Below are 12,719 nucleotides of genomic sequence, written 5' to 3' on the forward strand. Positions count from 1 at the left end.
GATAATCTTTTTCAGATTCAATCAATAATTGAACCGCTCTTTCTCTGATTTCAGGGGTATATTTTGGTTTTGTCATTGGAACATTCTCTCAAGAAAGTTGGTCTCCGACAAACCCGGTACGGTTCATCCAGAGTTCCCAACAAAAATAAGTTTCATTACTGCCCAATCTGCATACAACAGCAACGAGAAACGTATGGAGAATATTTCTGGAACAGGGCTTGGTTTGTACCTAACCTTCCAATATGCCTGAAACATAATTGTTCACTTCTGTCTCAAGATTATATTCAACAACAGCATCGACACCTTTTCTTACCGTTGTTGCCAAACCAAACTCAGGACCTACCTGAACCCTACTTTAAGGAAGACTTTATATTAGGACAAATGTCCGTAGAGTTATTACAACTTGATCCTCAGCCATCCCCAAGCCATGAACAATGGACTAAGTTTTATCTAGAAATTGCTGATGCAAAGAATTGCCGTAGGGGCAGTCAGGTTCGCCATGAACAAACTTATGAGCAAGTGATTAACAAATTTAAATATGTATATCTCAACTCTAAGAATTTAGGGATTAATCCTGATCAAGATACTTCATGGCTCAAAACCATTTTTAGAAAGCATCGCAAAGCCTTTAGTTTTTTAGAGCATTGTATTGTCTGGTCTTCATTTATACCTGAAATGACACCTAAAGACATTCTGCAATATGTCAGCTCTATTTCAGCAAACCAATATTTTGTAAAACGACCTACTTCTACGGACAATATTCCCCCTGTAAAAATAGAGGAGATGAGACAGAAATGGCAAGATATCGTGCTACTTCATGGTGTAACGTCTGGTCGTAAAATTAAATCAGGCCAAGCAACTTATATATGGCTATATAGAAATGATCAAAATTGGCTCCTAACCTTTAATTCAAAACATTTGTCAAAACCCCAAGTCCGAAAAAATAAAGTAAATTGGCCTATACGTGATTTTTCAATAACCAAAGAATTATTCAAAATTTTATATCGTTCAAATGATGACTTAGCTTGTCCAAGAATGTCAAAAAGTTGGTTTCTCAATCAATTATCCAAAGGAAATTCCATTTCCAAAAATTTGCACCAACTGCCTTTAAGCTCCAAATTTCTTTCAACTTATTCTGAAGATACAATAGCTTATCAAATACGGAGAATTACCCATGCCATGATCAGGCTTGGGTATACAGAGTACAGTACTAAAGATAGATGGCGGATATTGCGACTTGCAGGATTAAGTAAAGAAAGAATTACTCAAGAAGCCCAAATTTTCCTAAATATGATTTGTGAGAAGATTTATGCATATTAAAAGCCTCCCTTTAGATACATTAATTACAGGTATAGGACGACTATTTAAATATGAAAATAAACCATGGTTTATTAATTTGTGGGGAGAATCCGAAGAAACTAAAAAGGGATATTACACCTCTTTTTCCCATATGCATTTATTGACTAAACGTCGAATTATCAACTCTACCAAAAATGAGCATCGAAAGTCTGGATTTCACCTAAAATTTACATGCCCCCCTCCAGCAGAATGGATATCTTTTGCTCAATCTAAATCACAATTTCACTTTTTTGGGTTTGATGCTTTGGCAACGTTTTCAAATGAAGTACAAACCGTTAAAAATATTCATATTGAATTACCACAGCTTGAGTTAGCAAGAGCTTTCTTCTTCCAAAACGCTTACCTAACTCGATCAGCGCTTGAGTTGAATGTACTGGCAGAAGATTTTGATATTCAGAACAGGGCTGATCATTACCTGATTAATGTTCTTCCTTCATGTGAAGGCTCCCTTGCACTTACTCATTTCAATAAACCTGGATTTCGTCGATTTCTTGCATATTTACTCCTAAATGAAAATATAAGAGCTTCATATGAAAGTATCGCTCAACAGTGTCAGGCTTTTGAAAGAATTAATAATACGCAAAGAACATGGGACTTTAGTTTCATCCCTCCCAATTTAACAGACGTAAACATTGAAGCATACGGTTATTACGACAAGTTAACCAATACATTCAAAATTAATGAAATTATTGGCTTTTCTGGGCTCTACGCCCATATTGATAAGCCTGTTTATTTTCATCATGATAAATTTTCTGGAGCATCAAAAAAATCGGGTAATACCAGTACCATACCACCAAAGCCGAATCATGCAGAACCCAAACTGAATGATGAGGAGGAAGCAACACCCAGCAATAAGCCCACAATTATAGATAGCCCAACTACTTTACTTGATTTTGATGATCCATTTGAAACTAAGAAAGTCGCAGATAAAACTGGTTCAAAAAATGATGTTATCGTGGATGATGCCCGAGAGTATATTGAGGAATTAATTGGTGATGTGAATACTGATGAACCAGGAATTGGCGGTACAGTTAAAGCTGGTGATTTTGAGGGTGCAAAAGATCAAACTAATGATGCACATTTATATCTAGACCGTTTCTCAGCCTTTATACAGATGCTTTATAAACTTGAGGAAAATTATGGAATACAGTATTCATTAACTTTAAAAACTCTGCCTGAAGTAGAAGGATTTACCAAACATCTAAAAACCGATAATAATCCACGCTGTATTGCTGAAGTGCATTTCCTATATCAGGGTCAGCATTTCATTTTATTGGAAGTTGATACATCCGATAATGCAACACGCCTTTCGACACAATTATTGACGATAAAAAATATGAATTGCTGGGAAGAAGATTATGAAAAACTTCGTAAGTTTGTGGTTCAAAAAACTCTTAACTGGCCAAATAGCTTTATCAAAAAAATAGCAATTCAACACATTAGATTTAATCATCCACGTATTGATGATAGCCAAAAAGTCTCTATTGAAGACTTGGAGGGTTGGGCCACTCGAATTTATATAGGATTAAATAAATAGACATCTAAGGGTTTATTATAGATATATAACTGCAAGTCTAAAGCCTGTTTATAATACAAGATTAACAGCGTAAATCTGAATAGATATATTTTTCTAGGAGAGTGATAGCTGTGCAATATAGTCTTTTATTGGGTCTCCAAAGATTAAAGTTACATTATCAAAGACGCGCTTTCTATTATTTTGGCTAGGAGCCCTTGTCACCCCTAGCAAAAATTCGCCCCCCTTCATTCCTTGTTTAATTATATATCAGCGTAATAGTAGCCTGTGCTTGAACCAGCGTTGCAGATACAGCACCAACATTAGAATAGTAACGCGCTTTAAATCCTTTAGAAACCGTACCACTAGGACCAATTGTCCCGAAATTAAAAAAGCTACTTGAATTATTAATGTTTTTCGGAGCAATCGGTAAAGCGCTTCCTGCATTGTCTATTATTTGCACTGAAACATTAGCAGAGTGGATATTTTTTAATAACCCATTCGTATTGCTTGCAGACGCATTGTTATTGTCAGTCAATAAGGCAAGTAGGGTTTTATTGTTATCCTCTAAACTACAGCCACCCACATTTACTGTAAAAGCTGTATCTCCAACAGTTTGACCGGGCGCAGTAAAGCTACTACTTGGTATAGTTGGTAAATTAACATTAATTGCTGCACCATTATTAATTATACAGGTAGATTTTTTAACTTGAAAAGTCGTGGTATTTAATCTAATCGATGTAGATGCAGTTGCCCCCACTATCCCCCCCCACCATGTCTGGCTTCTGTCACTTGCAGAAAAACTACCTAATCTTAAGTTGGAGATTGTATACACACCAGCACTATTCCCCAAACCCGATACCAATAGACGAATATCTTGTAGACGTAAGCCGCGCGTATCACTATAGCCATTAAAGAGTTCATAAGAATTAGTTGGGCTATTGACCCAATATTCTGTTGCAGTATTCTGATTATCTTTAACACTAAAAGCGATATAGACTTTAATATTTGGTGAGGCAGGCGTAATGTTGGCAGGGGGAATTTGATAATAGGTATAGCCATCTTTTGAAATTGTATTACTGGTCATTAAGTCAGTTACTGCATTCATGGTAAAAGTACTCGGACCATTTCCTGAATTACAAGAGTCAATTGGTTGAGCTGCTGACGCAGCTATGGTTTGAGATACAAGTTGCAGATAAGCATTATCACTATGTGCTTTAGTTAAATTTGCAGTAAAATTAACAGGGTTTGTTCTGGCATAACAGTTGGCATGAGTTTTGGAGGCAAAAGCTAATAGACATAATAAGCCTAGCGTAATTCTCTTATACATTTAATGGCACTCCACATTTACAATATCTAATGGGCTATTCTTTTTCTTAACCATTGAACTAAATTCTGTTAGAGGAATATTACAGCTTTGTTTTAATTGATCACCCCACATCACTTTTAAAGGCTCTTTAAAATCACGAATATCATGGGTAAGTAAAGATTGGTTCGATTGTCCCATTAAACCAACCAACTGACCACTTAATGTTTCAATACGGCTCCCCATAGGAAACTGTTGCATTTTTTTACTATGAATACGCATTAAAATATTGCTTTGTTGATTCGCTTTAAAAGTCGCAAGAGTTGAACTATACATACGTGGAATAACTTGAGTTTGGTTACCATCCAAAGTAATTTCTGGCGGCAACTGATCAGGATTAATCGAAATTGTATTGATTGAATAGGCTGAAGCATTTGGATAAATTGCATTGCCCCAACGGTCAAGTTTTACCCCCCATGCATTGTCAATTCTTGCTCCAGCACCATGATCAACATGAATAATAGTATAAGTATCTGCTGCAGTATTGGTCGCTGTAATACCATAACGATGTGCGACAATTGCACCCTGTGTTGAAAGTGAATATTGGGTATTTTGATTATTGTGATAGACCGTCGCCCCTAAGTTCATATAAGGCAATAAATAATTTACATTGGCATTGTATGAAGTATTGGTATTGTCATCATAGCGATTGGAGGTTGCCCCTAAACCAAAGTTGATATTGTTATTATGGCCTGTTGTACCAGACAAATAAGTACCAAAGCTATCATTATTGTGCCCTTGTTGTGCACTATGCTGATAGGTCGAGTTGATGTGGAGGTTAGACTTTCGAAAGTCTAAAGGTAATGAAAAGCTAGCATAAATACTGTGGTCCTTGTCAAAGCTACTCTCTTTATAATTGGTTTGAGATAATCCAATAGAATAAGATAAGCGTTTCCATGAGTTACCATAACTTAAGTTATACTGATACCTATTATTCTTCTTATTCCAATAGTCACTTACTAAAAAACCTGCACTAAACGCACCAATTTTAGGATTGTCGAAGCTCTTGCTCAAACTAAAATTGAGCTGGTTTCTTAAGTCCGCAGTTAAAAATAAATCATTTAACTCATGTGTATTTAAATAATCGTAATTTTTATAAGCAAGTAGATTTGATACTGTTAAATAATGCCGTGTTTGAGTTTGCGCATTGGCATAAAAATTCATTTTATACGCAGGCATATAATAAGAATAATCTAGCGAAATTTTTTGACCATCATAATCCTTATCTTGCCATGTAGCAGAGCTGGTATCTGCCTTGAGACTTACCCCGCCTAAAAAAGTATTTAAGCCTGCGCCGAGTAACACTCCCTGATAATCTTTGGTTAAGTTAATTCCGCTCAACAAGGTTAAATAGTTATTTAAACCATAGTTATAACTACCTTGTAACACACTGTCATCTGTTAATTCTTCAATGGTTTTATAATTCCCAAGCGCTATACTAAATGTCTTTTGCCCAGACTTTAATAAATTCATATTACTTTGTATTGGGATAATATACGTTCTCTGCTCACCACCATTCTCTATAATTTCAAGCGTCATTGTTCCTGAGGCAAAAGAAGTTAAATCAGTAATACGAAATGGACCTGCGGGAACTGTTTTCTCATAGATTTTTTGGCCATTTTGAAAAATGCGGACCAAAGCATTGGTATTGGCAACGTTTTCAATGACGGGTGCATAGCTACGCATAGACCAAGGCAGCATCGATGAATCTGAAGCGAGTTGCAGACCTACAATGGGTAGACTTTCGGTCTGTAATCCAGATGTATTAAATTGTCCACTACTTAAACGCGCATTTATGGTGGTGATGTCACGATAAAGCACATTTTGATAGGAACGATATGCTTCTAAACTAGAATTCTTCGAGTCAAAATTTCCAGCATGACGAAAATACCAACCATTTACGTTTAGTCCTGCTGTTAAGGCTAAATATTTGCTGTCTTCTTGGTCATTTTGGTTAAAGTTGGCATTATAGCCAACAAAAGCCGAAGTAATACCTGAATCAAATAACGTAGGATCGATGTACTTCCACCTCAAAGACGTACTCTTGCTGAAAAAGGACTGTTGGGTTCTAGTCGTCGTGCTGTAGTCGTCAGCCTCCCCACTTCAAGTGGTAAAACTCTCATTGCTCAATTCCGAATACTGCAAGCCCTAAATCAATTTGATGACCAAGAGGGATGGGTTGCTTACATCGCCCCTACTAGAGCTTTAGTAAACCAAGTTACTCGTCAATTACGCAAAGATTTTAACCCTCTCAATATTATTGTTGAGCAGCTTAGTCCCGCTCTAGAATTTGATAATATTGAGATTGATTTGCTAAAAGAAAAGCAACAAGATGCAAAATTCCGTGTATTGGTTACGACGCCAGAAAAACTTGATTTAATGTTAAAGCTAGGCTGGGAAGAAAAAATTGGTCGCCCATTAACTTTAGTTGTAGTAGATGAAGCCCACAACATTAATTCTGATCATAGAGGATTAAAACTAGAGCTATTATTAGCCACAATAAACAATGAAAGTAAGTATGCTCAGTTTCTATTATTAACGCCATTTATTAACAATGCTAAAGAAGTTGCACGTTGGCTAGGTGGTAGTAATTCCGAAGATGTAAGCCTAGGTCTAGATTGGCAGCCTAACGATCGTGTCATCGGAGTTATTAAACCAATTAAAGGCAGACCATTAACTAAACGAAGTTTTGATTATTCATTGGACTTTGAAATGATTCATACGAGCAGAGACACTCTTGCACTAGATGAATCATTTTCATTTCCAAATAATCATAAAGTTGCTAATTCATATACGAAAGCAAGTGATCAAGGCCATATTGCTGCAATGTCTGCTTCGTATCTGAAGAAGCGTGGGCCTGTTATTGTGATGCACTCAACACCAGCATATGTATGGTCTCTAGCAAAAAAAATCAAAAAGGGTGAAGTAAAATCTAATACTATTCATGAAGATATTGCACTTGTTCAAAAATACCTACTGTTAGAATTAGGTAAAGACTTTCCACTAATTGAATTATTAGAATATGGAATAGGTATTCACCATTCTGGATTACCCGAAGAAGTTCGCCAATTAATTGAATGGTTATTTGAAAATGAACGCCTAAATTATCTTGTCGCTACCACTACCATTGCTCAGGGTATTAATTTCCCAGTTAGCGGAGTTATTTTAGCTTCACATCAATATCCATCTAAAAATAAGGCACCAGAAGATATGCCACCAGAAGATTTTTGGAATATTGCTGGTAGAGCTGGCCGAGTTTCACAAGGCCAGTTAGGTGTTATTGCTCTAGCTGCAAAAGATGATGAACGTGCAAACTTGCTTAAAAATTTCATCAATAAAAATACAGGAGATCTTAATTCAGCATTAATTCAGATGGCAGTTACAGCTAATAATGAACTCGATGATTTAGGCAGAATTGTTTACAAATATCCAGAATGGTCTAGTTTTTTACAGTATTTAGCTCATACCTATCGTCAAATGGATAAGCCAGAAGGCTTTATTGACCAAATTGAACAGGTACTTCGTGGAACATTAGGTTTTGAAAAATTAAGATTAGCAAACAGTAATATTGCTCGACAATTATTACAGGGTATTCGCCACTATACAGATACATACTTATCAGATCCGAGAGCACCTCTTAAATTAGTAGATAGTACTGGTTTCTCTATACAAGGGATTAGGTCTGTTTTTACCCATAAAGGCGACATCAATAAAAATTCCTGGAATCATGAAACATTATTTTCTGAACAAAGCCCAGTACTAAAAGACATGATGGGAGTTTTATTACATGTTCCAGAGTTAAGAAATAATTTTAAAGATGTGATTGGCCATGGTTATGAAGAAACGGATAAATTAGCTTCAATTATCAAAGACTGGGTGAACGGTAAGAGTATTCCTGAAATTGCAGAAAGTCATTTTAGTAAAGCAAATGAAGATGCTGTAGATTCTATTACTCGTTGTGGACAACGGCTATTTGGTAAAGTCACGCAAACAACATCTTGGGGACTAAGTGCTTTACTGGCTATTACAGCTAGCGACCTTCCAGAAGATGAGTTAAAGAAATTGGGCAACTTACCATCTCAAGTATTCTATGGTGTTAACAGTGATGAGGCTATCGTCATGCGTTTACTAGGTATTCCTCGTACTGCTGCGAAGCCATTGGCCAATTACTGTAAATCTGACTCCAAAGAATCACTACCTGCGCTTCGTAGCCGGTTAAGGAATCTTACGGATTCTGATTGGAATCAAGCCCTAGGTGCAAATGGCCAGGTCTATAGAAAAATCTGGCATATTCTAGAAGGAGTCTAAAAAGCCCCTTTCATTTTTGTTCCATACTAAAAAACCTTTTGACATTTATATGTTTGATCATTAATTTAGTATGAAGCATCAATACTATGCTAGTCAGTCCACCGCTCAAGTTTAGTTGAGTTGGCGAATATCCCCTTGTGATAATGTATATTCTCTTCTTGAGACCAATCTTACTATCCTTATTGTATGCCATAAGGGTGATGTGGGCTGCACAATGAAAATGGCGAGCTATAAGGTTAGCATTTATGCAAAACTTAGTTTTTCCATCAGGATTATCTATCCAAAGAGCAAAAAAACGCGCTAAAGAACTTGTTAAAAGTAAGCAAGCAAAAAACCAAACTGATGCACTTGATGCAATTTCTTTAAAAGAAGTGAATAAGCCATGGGCTCTAGCAATGGCTCAGCTTCAACAAAATCTAGACTCATCAAATTATTTAATCACACGTATTGATATTGCAAGAGTCTTAGAGCAAGAACCTTTATTAACAGCTAATGGCTTTGGTCATGCTGATACTTACCATGAATCTTTTTATAAAAGACGCACTTTTCATGATTCAAAAGCAGAATATATTCAGCATTTTCACGCAAGCCAAGAAATATTAAGAAACTCAATTGATGAATGCCAAAGGTGCTGTATGTACTTACAACATTTAAAAAAGTTAAAGTCCGTCCGTTATAATTTGGGGAGTTACGGGTTAAAACATAGTGTCGAAAGATATCATCGTAAGTTAAATCAATTCAATGATGCGTATGTATCTAATGGTGCATTAATTTGTGCTGCGATTCATATGGGTTTTTCGATCATGCGAAAAGATCATTTAAGCCCTAATGCTTGGATTTTCGCTAGTGTACAATCAGACATAATAGTATGGGAAAGGCTACTTGAAGAACAAAAATCTTTCCGTAACTTCACACAGCAGAGACTTTTTGAGAAAGTGAAAAAGAATATTGGACTCTGATCAGATCAGTATTCTTTAGTTTACAACTATATTGTTAAATGGAAAAATAAAGTCTTAAACCAAGTTTAAGACTTTAATGTTAATCCAGCAATCTCAATTAACGTTAAATTATTGATTATGAATGAAGGCTAGTTTAGAACTATATTGTTCAAACACATTAAATTTAATAAAATTATTTTGAATCACCTAAAAAATCCGCAGTCGGCTTCATTTTTAGAAATTTAGTACTGCGGATTTTTTATGTCTGATGCTTTTATTTTTCGCATAGCTGCAGCGCATTGTAAGTGATATTAATATTTTTGCAGACAATGAAAACTTTTATAAAACAAACAACCTAAGTCATTTAACCGCACTATTTTCCAAAAATGTTGTTTATTTATTCAGTCAGTACAATGACATGCAAAAAATGATTGACCCTATTTTTGCATCATGTATTATACACCGCATGCGGGAATAGCTCAGTTGGTAGAGCACAACCTTGCCAAGGTTGGGGTCGCGAGTTCGAGTCTCGTTTCCCGCTCCAGAATTTTAAAAGCCTCAGTCGAAAGATTGGGGCTTTTTTATTGATTTTATATTATGTTATCCCCAATCATACTTTCTTTATTATCTTTTATTTCACAGTTTCGGGCCCCAAATACGACATATTCGTAGGTAGTTGCAAAAAATAAATGCATTAAAATCATTAGATTTCTTTAATCCAATAGAATCTCATCAGCCAATCAAGCATCTCATTATCGACCAACTGGCATAATTTCATAAATCCATTTTTTTGTGTTTTAATGGTGATATCACAATGTAAAACACAATATTATGGATTTAATATTCAAAAAACCTGAAGAAGTTGTTGCTTTATTATGTGAGAGGCTTCGTAAAGAACGTCTTTATCTGGAAATGACTCAGGCAGATGTTGCTGCGCGTGCGGGTATTGGTGTGAATACTGTATCTAATCTAGAAGCTGGTCGAAATGTTTCATTTGAAAATTTAGTACGTGTTGCCATGGTGCTCGGCCGATTAAAAGAATTAGAGGAACTTTTCAAACCACATTTAAATAGTGTAGATGACATGCTCCGCTATGAGAGTAATACGGCTCGCCAACGTATCAAAAGGAAATGAATCCATGCTCAAAAAACTTGATGTTTACTACAATGGATGGGGCGAATATTGGCTTTGGGGCACACTAGTTTCCTCAACTGCAATCACAGGTCGACCATTGATTGCTTTTGAATACAGCGCAGAAGCAATTAGTAAAGGTTTAGAGCTTTCATCTTACCTACTTCCGCTAAAAGGTGACCCATTAAGAAAGAACTTTCCTGCACATCAAATGGGATTACCAGGCCCTATATACGATGCCTTACCCGATGGCTGGGGCATGCTCCTGATGGATCGCTTATTTAAAAAAAATGGACTTAATCCAGCACGAGTTGGGCCTTTAGAACGCCTCACGTATATTAGTACACATGCAATGGGGGCATTATCCTTTGAACCTTCAGCATCCGAGTTAACATTAGCTGAAAATATTCCATTGCTAAGACTCGCTCAAGAAGTTCAGGAAGTTCTCAAAGGAGAAGGTGCCGAATTTTTACAGCATTTATTAATTATGGGCGGGTCTCCACAAGGTGCAAGGCCAAAAGCACTTGTTTATCGTGATCCTGTCACTAATGAATTCTCAACAGTTCACTCACATCAACATGAAGCTTGGCTGATCAAATTTCCCGCTCAGCAAGAGCATCCTGAAGTTTGTGCAATTGAAACTGTTTATGCAGAATGTTTGCGTCATTGTCATATTGACACCCCAGACACCCAATACTTCACTCTTCCGAATGGCCTAACTGCATTTGCCTCAAAAAGATTTGACCGCTGCGATGGCATGCGCATCCCTATGCAAAGTTTAGCTGCCTTTACAGGGGCTGATTTTAAATCACCTGGGAGTTTAGACTACAGCAACTTTCTTCGTGCTACACACTTTTGTACCAATGATATTCGCGAAAAAGCGATTGCATTCAAGCGCGCTGTTTTCAATGTGGTGTTCAATAATCGAGATGATCATTGCAAAAACTTTTCGTTTTTAATGTCTCAAAATGGACAATGGAAACTCGCCCCAGCCTACGACGTTACTTTCTGTGAAGGCCCAGGTGGATATCATCAAATGGATATTATGGGTGAAGCACTGGATATTACTCGGTCTGCCATTGTCAAACTGGGCATTCAGGAAGCAGAGCTTTCTATTCAAGAGGTTGATGAAATGATTAACTCAATTTGCGAAGTTGCCAGCCGATTTACGAAGATTGCTCATGATCTATTACCTGAACAAATTAGATCTGAAACTCTCCAAATGATCCAAAATAGGATTGAGCATAATATTCATTTATTGAATTGAATATAAACCATCCGATTTAATCAAAAGCAATCTGGAAATACATATAAAATTTAATCAATAACAGATCAGTGATAAACCCCGAACCCAAGATGGTATATCCACTGCGGGCTTTGGTCATTATAAACAGACAAAGACAACTTACATCCCTCTTGCACTGCAAGCCCATACTCTAATGTTAGCTCCTTGAGTTGCGCAGGTGATAAACTCAACCAAGCATTATCAGGAGCTGGTTCAATATTAAAAGTGACACTTTTAACAGCTTGCTCATATTTTCCAGTCTGAATATTCAGTTCTACGGAATCTGGAAAATGCTGATAAATAGATAATTCATCATCCTCAACATCAAAGCTATATACTTCCTGATTTTGCATATCTCTTAGACATGTATCTTTATATAACTGTTCCGTTAGCAAAGCTGCATTCACCTGAATATTAGAAAAGAGTTGTTCACCTTCTGAAGCAAAAAAGTCCTGATTAAACTTTTGAATTTGTTCATCATCATATTTTGTAAAGTCGCAGGTATTGGCATTGAATCTAAGTCTGGCATCAACCACCAGTTCATTATTAGACCAAGGCAAAAGTTGCGATAAATCTTGCGATTTATATTGTTTTTTGGTGTCCACATAACCTTCATAACCAGGCCGATTAAATACCGCCTGCTTTTTTGGCTGAGTTCTATCTTTATTTGCACAGTATTTATAGTTAAATTGTGGATGAACCGTACCGGGTTTGTCGGAGACTTTTTTATTTAAGTTAGGCCACCTGACCTAACGGGTTAATCTTATCATAGTACATTGCTTCAAACTCAAAAGGCGATACATAACCCAGTGCACTGTG

7 protein-coding genes, 1 tRNA gene and 2 pseudogenes are annotated in these 12,719 nt (G+C 36.5%); 7 read left to right on the plus strand and 3 right to left on the minus strand.

Features of this window, described 5'->3' with window-relative positions; genetic code table 11:
* Window positions 1-123 precede the first annotated feature (123 nt).
* Together FTV41_RS12865 and FTV41_RS12870 are read left to right on the plus strand one after the other, a co-directional pair.
* Window positions 124-1,320 (plus strand): annotated as a pseudogene (locus FTV41_RS12865) (TnsD family Tn7-like transposition protein); the annotation flags it as partial.
* Window positions 1,310-2,896, plus strand: a complete 1,587-nt coding sequence (locus FTV41_RS12870; protein WP_179996666.1) for a Tn7-like element transposition protein TnsE — start codon at window positions 1,310-1,312, stop codon at window positions 2,894-2,896. The pseudogene FTV41_RS12865 and the gene FTV41_RS12870, both read left to right, overlap by 11 nt.
* 235 nt (window positions 2,897-3,131) lie before the next feature.
* Here the strand turns inward: FTV41_RS12870 and FTV41_RS12875 are convergent, their stop codons facing one another.
* Window positions 3,132-4,202: a fimbrial protein gene (locus tag FTV41_RS12875; protein ID WP_179996667.1), complete on the minus strand. Its 1,071-nt coding sequence runs from the start codon at window positions 4,200-4,202 to the stop codon at window positions 3,132-3,134.
* Window positions 4,203-6,260: pseudogene (locus FTV41_RS12880) on the minus strand (fimbria/pilus outer membrane usher protein); the annotation flags it as partial.
* A 39-nt stretch (window positions 6,261-6,299) separates the two neighbouring features.
* Between FTV41_RS12880 and FTV41_RS12885 the strand changes: the two are divergent.
* The 5 genes from FTV41_RS12885 (at window position 6,300) to FTV41_RS12905 (ending at window position 11,882) form a co-directional block, all read left to right on the plus strand.
* Window positions 6,300-8,546: a DEAD/DEAH box helicase gene (locus FTV41_RS12885; RefSeq protein ID WP_257221962.1), complete on the plus strand. Its 2,247-nt coding sequence runs from the start codon at window positions 6,300-6,302 to the stop codon at window positions 8,544-8,546.
* A 245-nt stretch (window positions 8,547-8,791) separates the two neighbouring features.
* Window positions 8,792-9,505 carry a hypothetical protein gene (locus tag FTV41_RS12890; protein ID WP_031380768.1) on the plus strand — a complete coding sequence of 238 codons (714 nt, stop codon included), beginning with the start codon at window positions 8,792-8,794 and terminating at the stop codon, window positions 9,503-9,505.
* A 447-nt stretch (window positions 9,506-9,952) separates the two neighbouring features.
* Window positions 9,953-10,028, plus strand: a tRNA-Gly gene (locus FTV41_RS12895).
* Between the two features lie 287 nt (window positions 10,029-10,315).
* On the plus strand, window positions 10,316-10,618 hold the full coding sequence (locus FTV41_RS12900; protein WP_070153706.1) for a helix-turn-helix transcriptional regulator: 303 nt from the start codon (window positions 10,316-10,318) through the stop codon (window positions 10,616-10,618).
* Window positions 10,619-10,622: 4 nt separating this feature from the next.
* Complete coding sequence (locus tag FTV41_RS12905) at window positions 10,623-11,882, plus strand: type II toxin-antitoxin system HipA family toxin (RefSeq protein ID WP_131261189.1); 1,260 nt, start codon at window positions 10,623-10,625, stop codon at window positions 11,880-11,882.
* 65 nt (window positions 11,883-11,947) lie between these two features.
* On the opposite strand, the gene FTV41_RS12910 is transcribed toward FTV41_RS12905, so the two are convergent.
* Window positions 11,948-12,505, minus strand: a complete 558-nt coding sequence (locus tag FTV41_RS12910) for a hypothetical protein (protein WP_154320192.1) — start codon at window positions 12,503-12,505, stop codon at window positions 11,948-11,950.
* Between the last annotated feature and the right edge of the window lie 214 nt (window positions 12,506-12,719).

The organism is Acinetobacter sp. YH16051, from assembly GCF_013417135.1.
Classification (GTDB): Bacteria; Pseudomonadota; Gammaproteobacteria; order Pseudomonadales; family Moraxellaceae; genus Acinetobacter; species Acinetobacter towneri.

Excerpts from the sequence above, each read along its gene's own strand:
- FTV41_RS12870 (WP_179996666.1), top strand. The coding sequence starts at position 1,310 with ATGCATATTAAAAGCCTCCCTTTAGATACATTAATTACAGGTATAGGA.
- FTV41_RS12875 (WP_179996667.1), bottom strand. The coding sequence starts at position 4,202 with ATGTATAAGAGAATTACGCTAGGCTTATTATGTCTATTAGCTTTTGCC.
- FTV41_RS12890 (WP_031380768.1), top strand. The coding sequence starts at position 8,792 with ATGCAAAACTTAGTTTTTCCATCAGGATTATCTATCCAAAGAGCAAAA.
- FTV41_RS12900 (WP_070153706.1), top strand. The coding sequence starts at position 10,316 with ATGGATTTAATATTCAAAAAACCTGAAGAAGTTGTTGCTTTATTATGT.
- FTV41_RS12905 (WP_131261189.1), top strand. The coding sequence starts at position 10,623 with ATGCTCAAAAAACTTGATGTTTACTACAATGGATGGGGCGAATATTGG.